Source organism: Mesorhizobium sp. M7A.F.Ca.CA.001.04.2.1 (assembly GCF_003998485.1).
Lineage (GTDB): Bacteria > Pseudomonadota > Alphaproteobacteria > Rhizobiales > Rhizobiaceae > Mesorhizobium > Mesorhizobium ciceri.
In genome coordinates this window covers 52422-72770 of sequence record NZ_RZQT01000019.1, presented here as the reverse complement: position 1 = coordinate 72770, position 20349 = coordinate 52422, and the positions used below count along the sequence as shown (strand labels likewise).

Below are 20349 nucleotides of genomic sequence, written 5' to 3'. Positions count from 1 at the left end.
GAAATACACCAACTGGCTGGCCGGCACCCGCCATTGGCTGGCCGGCTCGAGGGTCACCTATGCCGATCTCGCGGCCGCGGCGACGCTGTCGGTGCTCGATTATCTCGGCGAGATAGACTGGCGCGAGCACAGCGCTGCTCGCGAATGGTACACGCGGGTCAAGTCGCGGCCTTCCTTCCGGCCGCTTTTGACCGACCGGGTGCGCGGCCTGTCACCGGTGTCGCATTATGCGGACCTCGACTTCTGACGCCGCAAAACTGCGCGCGCTGATCGACGCTGAGGCGCAGCGCGCCGGCTTCGATGCCGTCGCCGTCACCTCCCCCGATGCGATCCCGCTGGCGCCGGCGCGCCTGGCCGAATTCGTCGCCGATGGCTTTCACGGCTCAATGGACTGGATCGCCGAGACGCTGCAACGCCGCAGTGAACCAACGGCCCTCTGGCCGCAGGTACGCTCGATCGTCGTGCTGGCGATGAACTACGGCCCCGACCATGATCTTCGCGAAGTGCTGGCCAAGCGCGACCGCGGCGCGATCTCGGTCTATGCGCAAAACCGCGACTATCACGATGTGATGAAAGGCCGGCTGAAGGAGATCGCCGGCAAGCTCGTTGCCCGCGCCGGCGGTGACGTGAAGGTGTTCGTCGACACCGCACCTGTCATGGAAAAGCCGCTGGCCGAAGCCGCCGGGCTTGGCTGGCAAGGCAAACACACCAATCTGGTCAGCCGCGAGCACGGCTCCTGGCTGTTCCTCGGCACCATCTTCACCACCGCTGAACTGGTGCCCGACCGCGCCGAAATCGACCATTGCGGCTCCTGCCGCGCCTGCCTCGACGCATGCCCGACCGATGCTTTTCCGGCGCCCTACCGGCTCGATGCGCGGCGCTGCATTTCCTATCTCACCATCGAGAACAAGGGGCCGATTCCGCACGAATTCCGCGAAAAGATCGGCAACCGCATCTATGGCTGCGATGACTGTTTAGCCGCCTGCCCGTGGAACAAATTCGCCCGGGCGGCTTCGGAAGCAAAACTCGCCGCGCGCGATGATCTGCGCGAACCACCGCTCCCCGACCTTTTGGGTCTCGATGACGCGGCCTTCCGCGCTTTCTTCTCCGGTTCGCCGATAAAACGCATCGGCCGCGATCGGTTCATCCGCAACGTGCTGATCGCCGCCGGCAATTCCGGCGAAGCGTCGCTGTCCGGCGCGGTGCTTGCGCTGCTCGGCGATCCGTCCCCGCTGGTGCGGGGCGCGGCAATATGGGCGCTGGCGCGGCTGGTGCCCAACGCCGAATATTCAGAAAGGGCAGCCATCGGCCTGAAAACCGAGAGCGACGAAGCCGTGCGCGACGAATGGCGTCTGGCGCGGCCAACCAGGGCGAATGCATGAGCGAAAAGCAGATATTCATCTTCGGCGCCGGCTATTCGGGCAGGGCTTTTGCTCGGGCCAACAAAGGCGCCGCGACGATCTTCGGCACGACACGCTCGCCGGAAAAATTCGAGACGCTACGGCAGGCCGGCATCGCCCCGCTGTTGTTCGACGGTGCGCTGACGGATGAGATTGGCGATGCATTGCGGAAAACAACGCATCTGCTGATTTCGGTCGCCCCGGAGGAGGCCGGCGATCCCGTGCTGGGTGCCGCGCGAGAGGCAATCGCTCAAATGCCTTTGCTGGAATGGATCGGCTATCTCTCTACGGTCGGGGTTTACGGCAATTATGACGGCGCATGGGTCGATGAAACGGCTGAATGCCGGCCGGTGTCGAAGCGTTCGATGATGCGGGTGGCGGCAGAGCAGGACTGGCTGGAGCTGGGCCGCGAGATTCGCCGGCCGGTGGCGATCCTGCGACTCTCCGGCATTTACGGGCCGGGCCGCAATGCCCTGCTCAATCTGGAAAACGGCAGCGCAAGGCGGCTGGTCAAGCCGGACCAAGTGTTCAACCGCATCCATTGCGACGACATTGCAGGCTCCCTGTGGCAGCTCATCCAAGGCAATAAAGGCGGCATCTTCAACGTCACCGACGATCTGCCGGCGCCGCCGCAGGATGTCGTCGCCTATGCCGCTTCGCTGATGGGTATAGAGCCGCCGCCCGAGATTCCTTTCGACGCCGCCCAACTTTCGCCCATGGCGCGGTCCTTCTATGGCGAGAACAAGCGCGTCGGCAACGCGGCGATCAAGGCGGCGGGCTATTCCCTGCGCTTTCCAGACTACCGCGCCGCCTTCGACCATATGTGGGCGAGCGACGACTGGCGCGACGGCGAGGCGCGCAGCCCGATGAAGCGCTAAAAGCAATTCCAGGAAAAGTGTGACACGGTTCTCCGTCCGGGATTGCGTCAAAACAGAGACAGAGCGGTTCACCGTTTCGGTGAACCGCTCTGTCGATCGAAGCGTTCCGCGTTGCATGCTATGATTCGGCCTGGTGGGGATCCGGTTTCATGAAAACACCGATACAGCCATCTCTCGGCAAAAAATTCAGGCTGGCGGCCGCTCTCGGCCTGTTCGTCCTTGCCGGTCTAGCCGTACGGCCGGCCGCGGCCGAGGAACGGGCAAAAGACCTGTTCGGCGCCAAGAAACTGCCAGCCGCGAGCGCGGCGCAATCGATCGGCTTCTATTCCAAGGGCTGTTTTGCCGGCGGCGTCGCCATTCCCATGGACGGTCCGACCTGGGAGGTGATGCGGCCGTCCCGCAACCGTCGCTGGGGCCATCCGGCTATGATCGCAGTGATCGAGAAATTGTCGCGCGACGCGGCAGCCGACGGTTGGCCGGGCCTGCTGATCGGCGACATTTCGCAGCCGCGCGGCGGCCCGATGATGACCGGGCATGCCTCGCACCAGATCGGGCTCGACGCCGACATCTGGCTGACGCCGATGCCCAGCCGCCCGCTGTCGATGGCGCAGCGCGAATCGATGAGCGCCACCTTGATGGTCGATGAGAAGACCCATCTGGTGAAGGACGCGCTGTGGACGCCGGCACACACAAGGCTTCTGAAGCGGGCGGCGAGCTACAGCCAGGTCGAGCGCATCCTGGTCAATCCGGGCATCAAGAAGAAGCTCTGCGACACCGTCAGGGGCGACCGCGGCTGGCTGCGCAAGATCCGCCCGTTTTGGGGCCACGACTATCATTTTCACATGCGCATCGGCTGTCAGCCGGGATCCCCCGGCTGCAAGGCGCAGGAAGCGACGCCGGACGATGACGGTTGCGGCAAGCCATTGGCCTGGTGGTTCACGCAGGAGCCGTGGCGGCCCAACAAGAACCCGGATGCGCCCAAGGCACGCGACCTGATGACGATGGCGAACCTGCCGAGCGAATGCCGCGCCGTGCTCGACGCGCCGGGGCCGGTTTCCGCCGAGGCGGCGACCTATCACGGCGGCGGCGTGCCGGTCGCGGCTGCCGCACCCGAACCCGAAGCGCCGTCATTGCCCGCCACGCCGGCCGCCGCCGGCTTGCCAAGCACGGTGAACGCCTTCACGGCGACCCCCGAGATCGGCGTGCCGCTGCCGCGGCCGCGGCCGCCAGGAAACTGACGGTCACGGCTCATAGACGGGCTCAACCGGTTCAGGACCTCATTTTTGCGAAACCGTGGCGGTTTGGCCGCACAGCCGGCCTCAGCGCGCCACCGGGGTCGAAAACCGTTTCCCTTTTCAAACCCATGCGCTAGTCAACGGAAGAACGGCTAGATGCCGTCGGTGGCGCCGGAGACGGACGAGAGCATGCCAGGCACAGGCGACGACGATACTTTGTTGCGGTTTCCGATCCTTATCGGCGACATCGGCGGCACCAATGCGCGCTTTTCGGTCGTGCTCGACGCCAATTCCGAGGCAGGCGAGCCGACCATCGTCCAGACGGCGAACTACAACACCATCGACGAGGCGATCCAGGCGGCCGTGCTCGATCGCTCGTCGGTGCGTCCCAATTCGGCGGTGCTGGCGGTGGCCGGTCCGGTCGACGGCGACGAGATCGAACTGACCAACTGCCCCTGGATCGTCAAGCCGAGAAAAATGTTCGCCAGCCTCGGCCTGAGCGACATCGTCGTGCTCAACGATTTCGAGGCGCAGGCGCTGGCCGTCGTCGCGCTCGGCGAGGAGCACATGGAAAAGATCGGCGGCGGCACGCCGGAGCCCAATGCCGGCCGCGTCGTGCTCGGCCCCGGAACCGGGCTCGGCGTCGCCGGGCTGGTCCATGCGCTGCACCACTGGATACCGGTGCCCGGCGAGGGCGGCCATATGGACATCGGTCCGCGCTCGGCCCGCGATTTCGAGGTTTTTCCGCATATCGAGAAGCTGGAGGGCCGCATTTCGGGCGAGCAGATCCTGTGCGGACGCGGTCTGGTCAATGTCTATCGGGCGGTTGCCAAGGCGGACGGCAAGCCGTCGCCCTTCACCACGCCGGCCGAGATCACTGCCGCGGCACTTGCGAAAACCGATCCTGTTGCCGAGGAAGCGCTGGAGACCTTCGTCACCTGCCTTGGGCGCACGGCAGGCGACCTTGCTCTGGTGTTCATGAGCCGCGGCGGCGTGTTTCTCACCGGTGGCATCGCGCAGAAGATCGTGCCGGCGCTGAAAGCCGGCAATTTCCGTGCCGCTTTCGAGGACAAGGCGCCGCACAGCGCGATGATGCGCACCATGCCGGTGTATGTCATTACCCATCCGCTGGCCGCACTTCTGGGCCTTGCCGCCTATGCCAGGAACCCCTCGCTGTTCGGTGTCCAGACTTCGGGCCGGCGCTGGCGCGACGAAGTTAGTCACCCCGAGGCATAGGCAAGCTGGCTGCTTGGCGTTAAGAGGGGTGCCAAATTGCCCGGCCGCGGGAAGCGGAAATCTACGAAGCGCTCCAATTTGACATTTCAGCCCCCCAATTTGTCGAAACCCCGTGCGGGAGAGATCGTGGCGGTCATCCGCCGTATCCTCCAGGAAAATGGCCGCGACTATCGGGGCGCGTATGTTTTCACCATCCTCTGCCTGCTGACCGTGTCGGCGACGACGGCGCTTGCCGCCTGGATCATGAGCCCGGTCGTCAACCAGATCTTCTACGAACGACGCGGCGACCTGATCCCATGGATCTGCGCCGCACTGCTCGGTGCCTTCATCCTGCGCGGCCTTGCCGGCTACGGCCAGGCGGTGACGATGGCCAGGATCGGCAACAATCTGGTGGCGCGCTATCAGCAGCGCATCTTCAACCATCTGATGAAGCTTGGCGTCTCCTTCTTCAACGACACAAGGTCCGGGCGGCTGGCCGCGCAGGTCAACGAGAACGTCAACGGCATTCGCGACCTGTTGTCGATGACGGTGACCTCGACCGCGCGTGATGCCGTCTCGCTGGTCGGCCTGGTCGGCGTGATGATCTATCAGGATCCGATACTCTCCTTGAGTTCGCTGCTGATCGGGCCGCCGCTGATCTGGACCGTCACCTATCTAATGCGCCGGGTGCGCCGCATCACGCGCGAATCGGTGCAGATCAACTCTCGGCTGATCGGCGCCATGCAGGAAGCCACGCAAGGCATCGCCATCGTCAAGGCCTTCACCATGGAGGACGAGCTGTCGCGCCGGATCAGCCAGCTCGCCGAGGATGCCGAGCAGCGGTCGAACAAGATCGCTCGCGTCTCCGAGCGGCTGACGCCGGTTTCCGAACTGCTGGCCGGCATCGCCTTCGCCAGCGTCATCGCCTATTCCGGCTACCGGGCCACCGTTCTCGGCCAGCCGCCGGGCGCGGTGTTTTCCTTCATCACCGCGCTGACGCTCGCCTATGATCCGGCCCGCCGTCTGGCGCGCATGCAGGTCGGCATGGAACGCGCGCTTGTGAATGCGCGCATGATCTACGAGCTTCTCGACATCGAGCCGCAGCAGAGCGACGCCCAAGGCGCCGCCGAGGCGAAATTCACCTCCGGCGAAGTGCGTTTCAACAACGTCTCCTTCCGCTATGTCGAGGAGGCTCCGGTGCTGCAGGATCTGAGTTTCGTCGCCGCGGCCGGCAAGGTGACGGCAATCGTCGGCGCTTCGGGCGCCGGCAAGACGACATTGGTGGCGCTGCTGCAGCGCTTCTACGATGTCGAGGCTGGGTCGATCGAGATCGACGGCCAGGACATCTCGAAGGTCACCAAACAGTCGCTGCGCGGTTCCATCGCCTATGTCTCGCAGCAGCCCTATCTGTTCGAAGGCACTATCCGCGACAATATCCGCTACGGCCGGCTGAGCGCCACCGATGCCGAGATCGAACAGGCCGCGGGCCAAGCCGCGGCCGACGACTTCATTCGCCAGCAGCCGCAGGGCTACGACACGCCAGTCGGCGAGAATGGCGTGACGCTGTCCGGCGGCCAGCGCCAGCGCGTCTCGATCGCGCGGGCCATCGTGCGGCAGGCACCGATCCTTTTGCTCGACGAAGCGACATCGGCGCTCGACAACGAGGCCGAGGCTCGCGTCCAGCAGGCGCTGACAAAGGTCATGGAAGGCCGCACCACCATCGTCATCGCGCACCGGCTGTCAACGGTGGTCAATGCCGACCACATCATCGTCATGGAACAGGGACGGCTGGTCGAGGAAGGCACGCACGCCTCGCTGATGGCCGATCCGCACAGCGTCTATGCCCGCTTCCACCGCATCCAGGGCGTCAAGGGTCTGGGGCTTGTCGACGACAGCGCGCCGATCCGGACTTCGGCGCAACGCCTGTCACAAGGCATCGACACGCAGAGCATCGCCGGGAGCACGACATGAGCGCCACGCCCGCAACCGACGGACCGGCAAATGATATGGGCCTGGTGGTGGTAGGCGCCGCCGGCCGCATGGGCCAGACGCTGATCCGCGCCATCCACTCTATATCAGGCGCGCGGGTCATCGGCGCGGTCGAGCGGGCGGATTCGCCGCATCTGGGCAAGGATGCCGGCGAGCTGGCCGGCATCGGCATCATCAACGTGCCGATCAGCGACGATCCGCTGCCGGTGTTCGCCAAGGCCGACGGTGTGCTCGATTTCACCACGCCTGCTTCGACGGTCGAATTCGCCGGCTACGCGGCGCAGGCGCGCATCGTCCATGTCATCGGCACTACCGGCTGTTCGGCCGATGACAATGCCAGGATCGCTGCGGCGGCGCGCCATGCGACGATCGTCAAGTCGGGCAATATGAGCCTCGGCGTCAATCTGCTGGCGGTGCTGGTCGAGCAGGCGGCGCGCGCGCTCGATGCCGACGATTTCGACATCGAGATCCTCGAAATGCACCACAAGCACAAGGTCGACGCGCCTTCGGGCACGGCGCTGCTGCTGGGTGAAGCCGCCGCCGCCGGGCGTGGTATCGAGCTCTCAGGCAACGACGTGCGCGTCCGCGACGGCCACACCGGGGTGCGCAAGACGGGCTCGATCGGCTTTGCCACGTTGCGCGGCGGCTCTGTCGTCGGCGACCACAGCGTGATGCTGGCCGGAACCGGCGAGCGCATCACCCTGTCGCACCACGCCGAGGACCGCGCCATCTTCGCCCGCGGCGCCGTCAAGGCGGCGCTTTGGGCGCGCGGCAAAAAGCCGGGACTGTATTCGATGCGGGACGTGCTCGGCCTCAGCTGAGCCGGCCTGATCCATAAACCTGAAGGAGCAAACATGTCGCGAACCCTCGTGCTCGTGCGCCACGGCCAGAGCGAATGGAATTTGAAGAACCTGTTCACCGGCTGGCGCGACGTCGACCTGACCGAACAGGGCCACGCCGAGGCCAAGGCCGCCGGGCAAAAGCTCAAGGCGCGTGGCCTGAAATTCGACATCGCCTTCACCTCGGCGCTGATCCGGGCGCAAAAGACCTGCCAGCACATCCTCGACGCGGTCGGCCAGGGCGACCTGAAGACCATCCGCGACCAGGCGCTCAACGAGCGCGACTATGGCGACCTCTCCGGCCTCAACAAGGACGACGCCCGCAAGAAATGGGGCGAGGAGCAGGTGCATGTCTGGCGCCGCTCCTACGACGTGCCGCCGCCTGCCGGCGAAAGCCTGAAGGACACCGGCGCCCGCGTCTGGCCCTATTACCTGCACGATTTGCAGCCGCATGTGCTGCGCGGCGGCACGGTGCTGGTCGCCGCGCACGGCAACTCCCTGCGCGCGCTGATCATGGCGCTCGACGGCAAGTCGGGCGAGGAGATCGTCAAGCTGGAACTCGGCACCGGCGTGCCGGTCATCTACCAGCTCAACGCCGATTCCACCGTCGCTTCCAAGGAAGTGCTGGACGACTGAGCCGGCGAACGGAGCAACCGCGAAAAAAGCGCGTTGACACACATCGCTTGCCCGCTTACATGAGCCCGCACCAGCCCAGATGGCGGAATTGGTAGACGCGCACGGTTCAGGTCCGTGTTCCGCAAGGAGTGGAGGTTCGAGTCCTCTTCTGGGCACCAAATTCCCGTTTCGAACCACTTGACGGTTCAGAAACTTAGAGAAAAAAGCCCGGTTCGTCCGGGCTTTTTCTTTTCAGCCAACCTCCCCTTCCGGCCAGTCCCCTCACAAACCGCTTCAAACTCCGCGGCCGCTTCGCTACGCTCAAAACCATGGCTCAATCCACCAACCCGATCTTCGGTGCCCGCCGCGACCAGGCGTTCCCCACGCTGGCCGAGGTGGACATCGACCGCATGCGCCGGTTCGGCGAGGCCAGCGCCTATGCAGCCGGCGAGCACATCATCGAAGCCGGCGATGTGGCGCCCGGCCTGATCGTCGTGCTGTCGGGTAGCGTGGACATCACCCAGGACGGCGGGCTCGGCCGGCGCGAGACGATCGTCACGCACGGCCCGGGCAGCTTTGTCGGTGAGCTGGCGCAGCTTTCGGCCCGTCCCTCGCTGGTGAATGCGCAGGCCGCCGAGCCGGTGGAGGCGTTCGTCATCGCCTCGCAACGGCTGCGCGACCTGATGGTGCAGGAGGCCAATCTCGGCGAGCGCATCATGCGGGCGCTGATCCTGCGCCGCGTCGGGCTCTTGGAGAGCGCCACCAGCGGGCCGATCATCATCGGACCCCAGGACAATGCCGACGTGTTGCGGCTGCAGGGTTTTCTGGCGCGCAGCGGCCAGCCGCACCGCGTGCTCGATTCCGACAGCGATCCCTGCGCCAAAACCCTGGTAGAACGCTTCGAGGTCGATCCGCACCACCTGCCGATTGTGCTCTGTCCAAACGGCAGGCTGCTGATGAACCCCGGCGAAAAGGACCTCGCCCGCTGCGTCGGCCTGTTGCGCCCGATCGATGCCGATACGGTGTATGACGTGGCCATCGTCGGCGCCGGCCCGGCAGGGCTGGCGGCGGCGGTCTATGCGGCATCCGAAGGGCTGTCGACGATCGTGCTCGATTGCCGTGCCTTCGGCGGACAGGCCGGCGCCTCCTCGCGCATCGAGAACTATCTCGGTTTCCCGACCGGCATCACCGGCATGGCGCTGATGGCGCGCGCCTACAACCAGGCGCAGAAATTCGGTGTTGAAACGGTCATCCCGGACGAGGCGAAGCTTTTGAGCGCGGCCACCACACGTCAGGCGCCCGCTATCTGCTCGATGTCGGTGACGGCGAGACCGTGCGCACGCGCAGCGTGGTGATCGCCAGCGGCGCGCGTTATCGTCGCCTCGACATCGCCGATCTGGCGCGGTTCGAGGGGACGTCCGTGCACTATTGGGCGTCGCCCATCGAAGGCCGGCTTTGCGCGGGCCAGGAAGTGGCGCTGGTCGGCGCCGGCAATTCGGCCGGGCAAGCGGCTGTCTACTTGGCCAGTCATGCGCGGAAGGTGGCGCTGCTGGCGCGCGGCGGCAGCCTCGAGGCCAGCATGTCGCGTTATCTGGTAGAGCGCATCCGGGCGCAGCCGAACATCGAGGTGCTGACCGGGACCGAAATCGAGGCACTGGACGGCGAAGACGGCAATCTTGCCACCGTGCGCTGGCGCAACCGCGCCAGCGGCGCGGGAACAACGCGCCCGATCCGCCATCTCTTCCTCTTCATCGGCGCCGATCCGAACACCGATTGGCTGGCCAACTGCGATGTCGCGCTGGACGCCAGGGGTTTCGTGCGCACCGGATCGGACATAGGATCGGCGCAGATGGAGACGAGCCGCAGCGGCGTGTTCGCAATCGGCGATGTCCGTGCGGGCTCGGTCAAACGGGTCGCCGCGGCTGTCGGCGAAGGCGCCCAGGTGGTCGCGGCTCTGCATGCCTACCTCGCGCGCGGCAACGCCGACACATTTCAAATGGCCGGGAGACCATGATGGATGAATGCAGACATACGCGCGACATCAGGAAGGTCACGCCGAGCGCGCTCGGCTGCGAGGAATGCCTGAAGAGCGGGTCGCAATGGGTGCATCTGCGGCTGTGCCGTACCTGCGGCCATGTCGGCTGCTGCGACGACTCGCCCAACCGCCACGCCACCAAGCATTTCCACGCCACCAAGCATCCGATCATCGAGGGCTACGATCCGCCCGAAGGCTGGGCATGGTGCTATGTCGACGAGGTGTTTGTCGACCTCGGCGACGATGTGACCCCGCAGAACAGTCCGATCCCGCGCTTTGTTTGAGCGCCCTGGAGACGCCGAAGAAGAGCCCGGTTCGCCCGGGCTTTTCTTTGTCCAGCATTACGCGCTCGATGCCCGACTGTCCGCAAACTGACAGCTTACCCGTTCCAGTGTCCTGCCAGCTCACGATCATCCGAGCCCGACAAAGCTTTGACATGATCGCGGCTAGTTTAGAAACATTCAAAACTGGAAGGCTCGCATGCACCCCACCTATACAAGCGCACAAAAAGCCATTCACTGGGCGGTGTTTCTGCTGGTCATCGGCCTTTATGGCTTGACCTATGTGGAAGAACTTTTTCCGCGCGGCGATCCCGGCCGCGCGCTCGTCTGGTGGTTCCATATTTCGTTCGGGCTGCTGTTGGTTGCGCTGGTCGTCATCCGCGTCGGCCTGCGCCTGATACTGGGAACGCCAGGGCTGCAGACGGAAATGTCGGAGCTTGAACGATGGGCGGCCAAGATCGCGCATCTGCTGCTCTATGCGCTGCTGGTGACCATTCCGGCTCTCGGCATCCTGCTGACTTGGTATAGGGGCGACGCCTTGAGCTTCTTCGGCCTCTTCACCATCCCGGCCCCGGTATCGCCCGACCGCGACACGGCCCGGTTCATCAGGGAACTGCACAGCCTGTGCGCCAATTCGATCCTCATCCTCGCCGGAGTGCACGCGGCCGCGGCGCTATGGCATCATTTCATCCGCAAGGACGACGTGCTCAAGCGAATGCTGCCGGAAAGCACGCTCTCCTGGAGCAAGTCCGGGAAAGTGTGAAGTGGTTTCCCAGGAAAAGCGCATAGCGCCTTCCCTCGTTGATCGGGAGGGCCTTTCCTTCGACCTTCTTTTTCTTCAGAAGGCGCTCTCCCCGAGAGGGCTAACGCCGACCGATAGCGCCTACCGCACGGAGCCGGTGACGGTCGGGTCGATCATGCTGGGAACCGACTTGCGTTCGTTTCCGGCAAGCGCCGCTATGATCAGCAGGCTGGCAACCACCGGGACAAACAGGATGGCAACGCGAGCCTGCACGTAAAATATGGCGCGCCATTCATTGCGCTTGTCGGGGCTGTTGCTCATCATACTCACTTTGTCGGCCCCCCGGGCCGTGACATAGAAGCTAACGGTTAAACAACTCCTTCCGACTTCGTTAACCCGGCGGATTTGAGGCGAAATTCCCACGCGATCCCCAAGATGGCGATCCAGGCTTCAGTTGAGCCCGATGCGGCTGGCGCCCTGCCGGAACAGCGCTACGGCATCCGGTTCGAAGCGGAAGGTGCCGATGAAATCGTCGGCGCAATAGTCCGGCCTTGTCTTGCGGATGGCGGCGGCGAAGCCGCGCGCCTCGTCGAGCCGTCCGGCCAGCGCCAGGCAGTGCGCGGCGATCGCCAGTATGATGGCGTGGGCGTTGGGCCGCGCCGCCGCCTTCAGCGCCCATTCGGCCGCCTCCTCAAACTGGCCGAGCCGGACATGCGCCATGGCGCGTGCGCCCAGCATGCCGAACAGCAGCGGGTCGAACGGGCTGAGATGGCGCGAATGATCGGAAGAGCCTATCGCCGCTCGCGGGTCGCCCGACTGCGAATGCACGAAGGACAAAGCGTAGTGGCCGAGCGCGAAGTTGGGGCTGAGATCGACCGCCCGCTCGAGTTCGAGCAGCGAGCCGTCCTGCTCGCTGCGCAGCCACAGCGCCCGGCCCATCGCCCAATGGGCGGCCGGATTGTGGTCGTCGACCAGCAGGCTGTGGCCGGCGCTCTCGAAGGCCAGCGCGCTTTCGCGGTCGCGATCGCCCCAGCGCTGGAAGGCGTTCTGCCAGTGGGTGAAGGACAGGCCGGCATAGGCACGGGCGAAGGTCGGGTCGAGCTGCAAGGCCTGGGCAAAGAAATGCCGCGCCTGCTCGTTTTCGGCCTGGGTGAAGCGGTACATGTGCCAGAGGCCGCGATGGTACGCCTCCCAGGCGTTGAGCGAGCTGGGCGCCTTCAGCATGGCGCGGTTGCGCTCGACCGTTTCGATCTCGGCCGAGATCGAGGAGACGATGCTGTTGCCGATGTCGTCGAGCACGGAAAAGATGTCATCGGGCCTGCGCTCGAAGGTCTCGGCCCAGACGATCCTGGCGCTGCGCACCTCGATCAGCTCGACGCTGACGATGAGGCGGCCGGACGGGCTGCGCACCGTGCCGGTGGCGACATAGTCGACATTCAGCCGGCGGCCGGCATCCTCGGGCGCGATGTTCTGCTCTGCCAGCGCAAACACCGATCCACGCGCGATGACGAAGAAATCCCTGAGCTTGGCCAGGCGGGTGATGATGTCGTGGGTGAAACCGTCGGCCAATCCGCCGCGCGTGCCGCCGCTCTCCTCGACAAACGGCATCACCGCCAGCGAAGCGTGGCTGGGCTCGACCGGGCCGGGTGCGGTGGGCATGGTGGCCACCAGTGGCGATAGCGTGGACAGGCAGGCCGTTCGAAGCGAGGTGCCCGACTGTCGGTCACGGATCGCCCGCCAGGCCGCGCGAAGCGGTGCGAAATCGAGCTCCTCCGACCGAAACAATCGTTCCGCCGCGGCCAGATGCTCTTCGGCCGCGCCGACCTCGCCGCGCCCGGCCAGATTGGACAGCAACGCCAGATGTCCGCACGTGTCGAACGGCGCCAGTTCCACCCATGTGTCGAGATGGGCGATCGCCTCGTCACTATAAGCCGGCAGGCTCGCGACAAGGCGTTCCAGCACGGCGGCATGGCAAGCGCTGAAGCGGCGGCGCTGCGCGATCAGCCAGCTGTTGAAATGCGGGCTGCGCTCGAGCTCCAGCCCGTCGAGGAAATCGCCGGCAAACAGTCCGGCCAGCACGCGCAAGCGCTCGACGTCAAGCGTGCCGATCCCTTGCGCGGCGGCGCGGCTGACCTCCAGCACATCGACCAGGCAATCGTCGAGATCGAGTGCGACCGTATCGCCTTGGGTGGAGACCCGGCGCCGGGCCGGCATGTCAAGCGCGCCGCGCAGCTTGCTCAGGCACCAGCGCAGTTCGCCCCTTGGGTCGTTCGGCACATCCCACAACAACTCGCACAGGCGACTGCGGCTGACCGGATGCGGCGCCAGCGCCAGATAGGCGAGCAGCGCGCGCAGCTTGCGTGACGTGGGCAGGGCAACCGGAGCGCCGTCGCGGGAGATCATCAGCGGTCCGAGCAGGCGCACGGAAAGGACCGGCATGTCGCCGTCCGGCCTCGATCGAGTGGATTCCACGTGCGTTTCCACGCCTGCTCCCACGCTGGCCTGTCGGCCTCTCCTGTATCACCAAACACGACACGGCGCATCCGGCAGCGGATATCAGCGCCGGATACGGGCATTGCCGCTGTGCGGCATGTCAGTCCTAGCGCGGCAAGGTCACCAAACCTCGCCGCCCAACCCGCCGGTTTGTAACCGGCCCGTGAAGACAAAACGCGATGACAATCAAGGAGACCAAGATGTTGCAGCAGCAGAAGATCAGAACCACGGCCGGGCGCGGCCGCCTGTTCGACAGCATTCTCGACACCGTCGGCGACACGCCGGTGGTTCGCATCAACAATCTCGGACCGTCCCACGCGACGATCTACGTCAAGGCCGAGTATTTCAATCCCGGCGCCTCGGTGAAGGACCGGCTGGCGCTCAACATCATCGAGGAGGGCGAGCGCAGCGGGGCGCTGAAGCCGGGCCAGACGGTGGTCGAGGCGACCAGCGGCAACACCGGCATTGGCCTCGCCATGGTCTGCGCGCAAAAGGGCTATCCGCTGGTCGTCACGATGGCCGACAGTTTTTCGGTCGAGCGCCGCAAACTGATGCGCATGCTGGGCGCCAAGGTGGTGCTGACGCCGCGCGCAGAAAAAGGTTTCGGCATGTACAAGAAGGCGGTGGAACTGGCCGAGGCCAATGGCTGGTTCCTTGCCCGCCAGTTCGAGACGGCCGCCAACGCCGCCATCCACGAGGCAACGACGGCGCGCGAGATCGTCAATGATTTCGCCGGCTCGCGGCTTGATTGCTTCGTCACCGGCTATGGCACCGGCGGCACGGTGGTGGGCGTGGCGCGCGTGCTGCGCCGCGAGCGGCCGGAAACCCGCATCGTGCTGTCCGAGCCGGCCAACGCGCAGCTCATCGGCAGCGGCAAGGTCCAGCAGCGCGGCGCCGATGGTGCTCCCGCCGCCAGCCATCCAGCCTTCGAGCCGCACCCGATCCAGGGCTGGACGCCGGATTTCATACCCAACGTGCTGCAGGAGGCGATCGACACCAGCCTCTATGACGAGGTGATGCCGATCGCCGGGCCCGAGGGCATCAAATGGGCGAGGGAATTGGCGCGCAAAGAGGGCATCTTCACCGGCGTTTCCGGCGGCGCGACCTTCGCCGTGGCGCGGCAGGTCGCGGAGAAGGCGCCGGCTGGCGCGGTGATCCTGTGCATGCTGCCCGACACCGGCGAACGCTACATGTCGACGCCGCTGTTCGACGGCATCGAGGCCGAGATGGCTGCCGACGAGACCGCCCTGTCGCGCTCGACGCCCGGCTGCCAGTTCCCGGCGGCTTGACGGGAGATCTGGTATGGACGCCGTGCAAGAAAACCTCGGCCTTTTGGCCGAGGAAACGCTCGACCCCCTGGATTGGGCCGATGTGCAGGCCCTGTCGCACCGGGTCATCGACGATGCGGTCGATTACCTCCGCGATGTGCGCGACCGCCCGGTCTGGCGGGAGATGCCGGCCGATGTGAGAGGGGCCTTCTCGGCGCCGCTGCCGCGCTCGCCGGCGCCGCTGGATGCGGTCTATTCTGAGGTGTCCCGCACGGTGATGTCCTATCCAATGGGCAACATCCATCCGCGCTTCTGGTCCTGGTATATGGGGTCGAGCAATTTCACCGGTGCGCTCGGCGATTTCCTGGCGGCAATCCAGGGCTCGAACCTCGGCGGCGGCAACCACGCCGCCGGGCTGATGGACAGCCAGGTGGTGAACTGGTGCAAGGAGATGCTGGGCTTTCCCGCTTCTGCCGGCGGCACGCTGGTCAGCGGCGGCTCGATGGCCAACATCATCGGGCTGACCGTGGCGCGCAACGTCAAGGCCGGCATCGACGTGCGCGAGCATGGTGTCGCCGCCATCGAAGAGCCGCTGCGCTTCTACGGCTCGGAGCAGATCCACTCGTGCCACCGCAAGGCGATGGAGGCACTTGGCCTCGGCAACCGGGCACTGCGCCGCATCCCGACCGATGCCGGGCTGCGCATCGATATCGCCGCCTTGCGGGCAGCGATCACAGACGACCGCGCGGCAGGGTTCAAGCCGGCCTGCGTCATCGGTACGGCGGGCACCGTCAACACCGGGGCGATCGACGATTTGCAGGCGCTTGCGAAGCTGTCACATGAGGAAGGCCTCTGGTTCCATGTCGACGGCTGCATCGGCGCGCTGATCGCCATTGCGCCTGAGAATGCCCATCGCGTCGCCGGCATCGAACGGGCGGATTCGGTCGCGCTCGATCCCCACAAATGGCTGCACGCGCCCTTCGAAGTCGGCTGCGCCCTGGTCAGGGATGCCGCCGCGCATCGCGGGACCTTCGCGGTCACGCCGGAATATCTGGAATCGACGCCGCGCGGCCTCGCTTCCGGCGAATGGCTGCACGACTACGGCCTGCAGACGTCGCGCGGTTTTCGCGCGCTGAAGGTGTGGATGGCGCTGAAGGAGCACGGTGTCGAGAAATTCGGCCGCCTGATCGACCAGAACATTGCCCAGGCCGTCTATCTTGCCGGCTTGATCGAGGCCGCGCCGCGGCTGCAGCTGGCGGCATCGCCGACCGTCAACATCGTCTGCTTCCGCTATCAGCCCGGTCTGACAGGCGAGGCTCTGAAGGCGCTCAACACGGAGATCATGCTGCGGCTGCAGGAACAGGGCATTGCGGCCCTTTCGGACACCACGGTGCATGGCGAGCACTGGTTGCGCGTGGCGATCACCAATCATCGCACACGGCGCGAGGATCTCGACCTGCTGGTGCGTGAAACGGTGCGGCTGGGGCATGAGATCGCGACGCAGGGTTCCGCACCTTCCTAGTTGCGGGCAGGCATGCGATTCTGCCGCGGTGATTCGGGAGATCCAGGCCGTGACGCTGTTTCGTATGGTTGCACTGGCGGCGCTGGTCTTCACCGCCTCGGCGCAGGCCGCCGACATGGCCTTCTTCGTCAAGAACCTGCGCAAGGAAGCAGTCGCGGTCGAGCTGTTCAGCCGCGACCGCGAGACGGTCTGGCCGGGCAACGACAAGGTGTTCCTGATCGCCCCAGGGTCGCAGAAATCCGTGCCGTTCTCCTGCAATCAGGGCGAACATATCTGCTATGGCGCCTGGGCCGACGGCAATGACAGCCTCTCGGCCGGCGTCGGGCCGGACAATGACCAGCCTTGCGACACCTGCTGCTTCATCTGCGTCGAACACTCGACAGAGACGATCGATCTGGTGCCGTAGAGCGCGGAAGTTTTCGTTGGACCCAAATTAAGTCAGGGATCGGCTCGTCCGGTCCACTTCCGCGATTCAGCGCTGCGTGCGATGGTCGCCACGCGGCCGGGTGGGCCGCTTATTCAGGGGGTCACTCATGTTTCATGTCTATGCGCGCCGCGTGCTGGCCGCGCTGTCTCTCCTCATGCTGCTCGTGCCGGCGGCGCGTGCCGACGATGTCACCTTTGCCATCAAGAACGGCCACCCCAACGCCATGCGCGTCGAACTCTACAGCCAGGATCGCGACTATGTCTGGCCGGGCGATGACAAGGACTTCTACCTCGACGACGGCGAGACCAAGCAGCTGCCGATATCCTGCAACGCCGGGGAATCGATCTGTTACGGCGCCTGGGTCGATGGTGACGAGGGCACCTATTGGGGCGTCGGCCCCGGCAACAAGGAAAAATGCGAGGATTGCTGCTACACCTGCAGCGGCGGGGAGACCGAGGAGATCGAACTGGTCCCCTGACCGGTTTGCCAGCTTGACGGTCTTCGGGCTGGAGCCATAGCCTGTGCAAATACGCAGCGCGCGCCGCCTCGAACTGTTCAGACGCGACGTGCTTCAGGCAAAAGGAGCTCAGCTATGGCCGGCATGGTCGAAAGCGACAAGATCGACGTCGGGTTTTCCGGCAAGCGCTGCATCCATTCGCGCAACTGCGTGCTCGGCGATCCGCACGTCTTCGTGCCCAACGCGCCGGGCCAATGGATCCATCCCGAGGCGGCCAGCGTCGAGAAGATCGTGGCCATCGCCGAAAGCTGCCCGTCGGGCGCCATCACCTATGTCAGGAAGGATGGCGGGCCGCAGGAGCAAGCACCAGTGGTCAACACGGTGCGGCTGCGGGAAAACGGCCCGCTGGCAGTACACGCCGAAATCGTTCTCGACGGCGAGACTTCTTATCGTGCCACGCTCTGCCGCTGCGGCGCTTCGGAAAGCAAGCCGTTCTGCGACGGCAGCCACAACAAATCCGGTTTTGCCGCCACCGGCGAGCCGCAGCTGAAGGACACGCCGGCGCTCGAAGCGAGAAATGGTCCGCTGAAAGTGACGCCGACCACCAATGGCCCGCTCAAGCTTGAGGGCAATCTCGAGATCGTCACCGGAACCGGCCATACGGTCGACCGTACGCAACGCGCCTTCCTCTGCCGCTGCGGCCATTCCGCCAACAAGCCGTTCTGCGATGGCACGCACAAGAAAGTGGGGTTTGTCGGGTAGGTTGGCGCTTCGGCCAACGCTGCCAATCTCCGCCTTGGCCCAGCGCTCGCAGCTTTATCGACCCGCCCGCATCGGCTAAAGGCAGGGGCAGACAGACTCCCCAGCCGGACCGCCGCCAAAAATGACAGCCAAGACCAAGCCAAAACCGTTGTTCCTCGGGATCGACACCGGCGGCACCTATACCGATGCCGTGTTGTGGTCTGAAACGGAAGGCCCGCAAGAAGGGCCGAACAAGGGCAAGGTGCTGGCCAAGGCCAAGGCGCTGACCACCAGGCATGATCTTGCCGTCGGCATTTCCGGCGCCGTCGACGCGGTGCTGCAGAAAGCCGGAACCGATCCGGCTGATATCAAGCTGGTGTCGATGTCGACGACGCTTGCCACCAACGCGCTCGTCGAGGGCCAGGGCGGCCGCGTCGCGCTGGTGATGATCGGCTTTTCCGAGGGCGACCTCGCCCGCGACGGGCTGAAGGCCGCGCTCGGCACCGATCCGGTGGTTTTTTGTCCGGGCGGCCACGACGTGCATGGCAATGCCGCCAAGCTCGATCTGTCCGGACTGGAAGCGGCGCTGCCGGAACTCGGCGCCTCGGTGTCCGGCTTTGCCGTCTGCGCCTACTTCGCCACCCGCAATCCGGCGCATGAGATCGCCGCCCGCGAGTTGATCCGCGACAAGTCCGGCCTGCCGGTCACATCGAGCCACGAGCTGTCGGCCAAGCTCGGCGGCCCGCGCCGGGCGCTGACCACTTTGCTCAACGCCAGGCTGATCTCGATGATCGACCGGCTGGTGGCAGCAACCGAAGGCTTCCTCGAGGCGCGCAACATCGCAGCACCGCTGATGGTGGTGCGCGGCGATGGCGCGCTGGTTTCAGCCGCTTTTGCCCGCCAGCGACCGATCGAGACCATCCTGTCCGGCCCGGCCGCCAGCCTGGTCGGCGCCCGCCACATGACCGGGCTCGACAATGCTGTGGTGTCCGACATCGGCGGCACCACCACCGACGTCGCCGTGCTCGACGGCGGCCGTCCCAGGCTAGATCCGGAAGGCGCCACCGTCGGCGGCTTCCGCACCATGGTCGAGGCCGTCGCCATGCGCACCTTCGGCCTCGGCGGCGATTCCGAAGTGGCGCTGGAGGATGGCGCGCTCAACCCCAGGATCCTGCTCGGGCCGCGCCGCCTGGTGCCGCTGGCGCTGGCCGGCATGGCGCATGGCGTAGCGGTGATTTCAGAGCTGGAGCGTCAGCTGCGGGCACCCAATCCCGGCCGTATGGACGGCCGCTTCGCGGTGCGCACCGGCGTGCCGGACCGGCTCGCCGCCGGCCTGACCGGCGCCGAAGCCAAGCTCTACGAGCTGATTGGTGCCGTGCCGCTCGCCGTCGACAGGCTTTTGACCTCGAACGCGCAGAACGCGACGCTGAACCGGCTGGTGTCGCGCGGGCTGGTGCATGTCGCCGGCTTCACCCCGTCGGACGCCGCCCACGTGCTGGGCAAGCAGGCGAACTGGGATCCCATCGCCGCGCGCCTCGGCGCCGAACTGTTCGCCCGCAAGCGTGACGGCCGTGGCCAGAACATCGCCGCTTCGCCGGAAGCGATCTCGGAACGGGTGCTGGTGACGCTGACGCGCTGGTCGGCCGAATATATCCTCGAGACCGCCTTTGCCGAGGATGGGCTCGACGGCGCCGCGACGGTGGCGCACGCCCTGGTGCAGCGCGCGGTCGACGCGCATCCCGGCATCGCCCGCCTGGGCGTTGCGCTCGACCGCCCGGTCATCGGCCTCGGCGCCTCGGCGCCGCTGCACTATGCCGGCTTGGCCGAGCTGATCGGCAATGACTGCGTGGTGCCCAGGGATACCGATGTCGCCAACGCGCTCGGCGCCGTCGTCGGCCAGGTCAGGGTTTCGGCCGAGGCGCGGGTCAGCCAGCCCATAGAAGGGCTGTTTCGTCTCGCCTCGGGCGAGACCGTACGCGATTTCCTCGACGAGGCAGCGGCAATCGCGGCGGCCGAGGCCGATGTCCGCGCCATCGTCGCGGAGCGCGCCAGGGATGCCGGCACCGACAGCGCCGAGATCGACGTCGCCACCGAATTCCGGGTCTCGACCGTCGAGGCCCAGCGCATGTTCATCGAGGCGCATGTCGTGGCCGTGGCCTCGGGTAGGCCAAGGATTGCGGTTTGAGCGACGCGGCGAAATACGCCACCTTCA

At 65.7% G+C, this 20349-nt stretch carries 18 protein-coding genes, 1 tRNA gene and 1 pseudogene; 18 read left to right on the top strand and 2 right to left on the bottom strand.

Features of this window, described 5'->3' with window-relative positions; genetic code table 11:
* From EN955_RS09010 to EN955_RS08955, 12 genes and pseudogenes are all read left to right on the top strand, one after another.
* Positions 1–247, top strand: a 247-nt coding sequence (locus EN955_RS09010; protein WP_206523750.1) for a glutathione binding-like protein, incomplete at its 5' end; no start/stop codon positions are given.
* Complete coding sequence (queG, locus tag EN955_RS09005) at positions 228–1382, top strand: tRNA epoxyqueuosine(34) reductase QueG (RefSeq protein ID WP_024502179.1); 1155 nt, start codon at positions 228–230, stop codon at positions 1380–1382. The genes EN955_RS09010 and queG, both read left to right, overlap by 20 nt.
* A complete protein-coding gene (locus EN955_RS09000; RefSeq protein ID WP_024502178.1) occupies positions 1379–2278 on the top strand; it encodes an SDR family oxidoreductase in 900 nt (299 codons plus the stop codon). The genes queG and EN955_RS09000 overlap by 4 nt, the downstream gene beginning before the upstream one ends.
* A 149-nt stretch (positions 2279–2427) precedes the next feature.
* Positions 2428–3516: a penicillin-insensitive murein endopeptidase gene (gene mepA / locus EN955_RS08995; RefSeq protein ID WP_024502177.1), complete on the top strand. Its 1089-nt coding sequence runs from the start codon at positions 2428–2430 to the stop codon at positions 3514–3516.
* 186 nt (positions 3517–3702) lie between these two features.
* On the top strand, positions 3703–4749 hold the full coding sequence (locus EN955_RS08990) for a glucokinase (protein ID WP_024502176.1): 1047 nt from the start codon (positions 3703–3705) through the stop codon (positions 4747–4749).
* A 78-nt stretch (positions 4750–4827) separates the two neighbouring features.
* On the top strand, positions 4828–6699 hold the full coding sequence (locus EN955_RS08985; protein WP_024502175.1) for an ABC transporter ATP-binding protein: 1872 nt from the start codon (positions 4828–4830) through the stop codon (positions 6697–6699).
* Positions 6696–7538 carry a 4-hydroxy-tetrahydrodipicolinate reductase gene (dapB, locus tag EN955_RS08980; protein ID WP_024502174.1) on the top strand — a complete coding sequence of 281 codons (843 nt, stop codon included), beginning with the start codon at positions 6696–6698 and terminating at the stop codon, positions 7536–7538. Before EN955_RS08985 ends, dapB begins: the two co-directional genes overlap by 4 nt.
* A gap of 33 nt (positions 7539–7571) precedes the next feature.
* Positions 7572–8192: a 2,3-bisphosphoglycerate-dependent phosphoglycerate mutase gene (locus EN955_RS08975; RefSeq protein ID WP_013528615.1), complete on the top strand. Its 621-nt coding sequence runs from the start codon at positions 7572–7574 to the stop codon at positions 8190–8192.
* Positions 8193–8265: 73 nt separating this feature from the next.
* Positions 8266–8350, top strand: a tRNA-Leu gene (locus tag EN955_RS08970).
* Positions 8351–8500: 150 nt separating this feature from the next.
* Positions 8501–10185: pseudogene (locus EN955_RS08965) on the top strand (FAD-dependent oxidoreductase).
* On the top strand, positions 10182–10490 hold the full coding sequence (locus EN955_RS08960; RefSeq protein ID WP_024502173.1) for a UBP-type zinc finger domain-containing protein: 309 nt from the start codon (positions 10182–10184) through the stop codon (positions 10488–10490). The pseudogene EN955_RS08965 and the gene EN955_RS08960 overlap by 4 nt, the downstream one beginning before the upstream one ends.
* Before the next feature lie 196 nt (positions 10491–10686).
* Complete coding sequence (locus EN955_RS08955; RefSeq protein ID WP_013528613.1) at positions 10687–11250, top strand: cytochrome b; 564 nt, start codon at positions 10687–10689, stop codon at positions 11248–11250.
* A 120-nt stretch (positions 11251–11370) separates the two neighbouring features.
* On the opposite strand, the gene EN955_RS08950 is transcribed toward EN955_RS08955, so the two are convergent.
* Together EN955_RS08950 and EN955_RS08945 are read right to left on the bottom strand one after the other, a co-directional pair.
* Positions 11371–11550: a hypothetical protein gene (locus EN955_RS08950; RefSeq protein WP_023814179.1), complete on the bottom strand. Its 180-nt coding sequence runs from the start codon at positions 11548–11550 to the stop codon at positions 11371–11373.
* A gap of 129 nt (positions 11551–11679) precedes the next feature.
* Positions 11680–13668, bottom strand: a complete 1989-nt coding sequence (locus EN955_RS08945; RefSeq protein WP_050580425.1) for a transcriptional regulator — start codon at positions 13666–13668, stop codon at positions 11680–11682.
* A 254-nt stretch (positions 13669–13922) separates the two neighbouring features.
* Here EN955_RS08945 and EN955_RS08940 point away from each other — a divergent pair, with 254 nt between their 5' ends.
* The 6 genes from EN955_RS08940 to EN955_RS08915 all read left to right on the top strand — a co-directional run bounded on the left by EN955_RS08940 (position 13923) and on the right by EN955_RS08915 (position 20322).
* Positions 13923–15011, top strand: a complete 1089-nt coding sequence (locus EN955_RS08940) for a pyridoxal-phosphate dependent enzyme (RefSeq protein ID WP_024502171.1) — start codon at positions 13923–13925, stop codon at positions 15009–15011.
* Positions 15012–15024: 13 nt separating this feature from the next.
* A complete protein-coding gene (locus EN955_RS08935) occupies positions 15025–16512 on the top strand; it encodes an aspartate aminotransferase family protein (RefSeq protein ID WP_024502170.1) in 1488 nt (495 codons plus the stop codon).
* Between the two features lie 49 nt (positions 16513–16561).
* A complete protein-coding gene (locus EN955_RS08930) occupies positions 16562–16918 on the top strand; it encodes a hypothetical protein (protein WP_024502169.1) in 357 nt (118 codons plus the stop codon).
* 127 nt (positions 16919–17045) lie between these two features.
* Positions 17046–17417: a hypothetical protein gene (locus tag EN955_RS08925; protein WP_013528607.1), complete on the top strand. Its 372-nt coding sequence runs from the start codon at positions 17046–17048 to the stop codon at positions 17415–17417.
* A 114-nt stretch (positions 17418–17531) separates the two neighbouring features.
* A complete protein-coding gene (locus EN955_RS08920) occupies positions 17532–18158 on the top strand; it encodes a CDGSH iron-sulfur domain-containing protein (RefSeq protein WP_024502168.1) in 627 nt (208 codons plus the stop codon).
* Positions 18159–18279: 121 nt separating this feature from the next.
* Positions 18280–20322 (top strand): hydantoinase/oxoprolinase family protein, encoded by a 2043-nt coding sequence (locus EN955_RS08915; RefSeq protein WP_024502167.1) that lies wholly within the window; start codon positions 18280–18282, stop codon positions 20320–20322.
* Positions 20323–20349 lie beyond the last annotated feature (27 nt).

Bases quoted from the DNA above. Each gene is read 5' to 3' on its own strand.
- queG (WP_024502179.1), top strand. From the start codon at position 228: ATGCGGACCTCGACTTCTGACGCCGCAAAACTGCGCGCGCTGATCGAC.
- EN955_RS09000 (WP_024502178.1), top strand. From the start codon at position 1,379: ATGAGCGAAAAGCAGATATTCATCTTCGGCGCCGGCTATTCGGGCAGG.
- mepA (WP_024502177.1), top strand. From the start codon at position 2,428: ATGAAAACACCGATACAGCCATCTCTCGGCAAAAAATTCAGGCTGGCG.
- EN955_RS08990 (WP_024502176.1), top strand. From the start codon at position 3,703: ATGCCAGGCACAGGCGACGACGATACTTTGTTGCGGTTTCCGATCCTT.
- dapB (WP_024502174.1), top strand. From the start codon at position 6,696: ATGAGCGCCACGCCCGCAACCGACGGACCGGCAAATGATATGGGCCTG.
- EN955_RS08975 (WP_013528615.1), top strand. From the start codon at position 7,572: ATGTCGCGAACCCTCGTGCTCGTGCGCCACGGCCAGAGCGAATGGAAT.
- EN955_RS08960 (WP_024502173.1), top strand. From the start codon at position 10,182: ATGATGGATGAATGCAGACATACGCGCGACATCAGGAAGGTCACGCCG.
- EN955_RS08955 (WP_013528613.1), top strand. From the start codon at position 10,687: ATGCACCCCACCTATACAAGCGCACAAAAAGCCATTCACTGGGCGGTG.
- EN955_RS08950 (WP_023814179.1), bottom strand. From the start codon at position 11,550: ATGAGCAACAGCCCCGACAAGCGCAATGAATGGCGCGCCATATTTTAC.
- EN955_RS08945 (WP_050580425.1), bottom strand. From the start codon at position 13,668: ATGCCGGTCCTTTCCGTGCGCCTGCTCGGACCGCTGATGATCTCCCGC.
- EN955_RS08940 (WP_024502171.1), top strand. From the start codon at position 13,923: ATGTTGCAGCAGCAGAAGATCAGAACCACGGCCGGGCGCGGCCGCCTG.
- EN955_RS08935 (WP_024502170.1), top strand. From the start codon at position 15,025: ATGGACGCCGTGCAAGAAAACCTCGGCCTTTTGGCCGAGGAAACGCTC.
- EN955_RS08925 (WP_013528607.1), top strand. From the start codon at position 17,046: ATGTTTCATGTCTATGCGCGCCGCGTGCTGGCCGCGCTGTCTCTCCTC.
- EN955_RS08920 (WP_024502168.1), top strand. From the start codon at position 17,532: ATGGCCGGCATGGTCGAAAGCGACAAGATCGACGTCGGGTTTTCCGGC.
- EN955_RS08915 (WP_024502167.1), top strand. From the start codon at position 18,280: ATGACAGCCAAGACCAAGCCAAAACCGTTGTTCCTCGGGATCGACACC.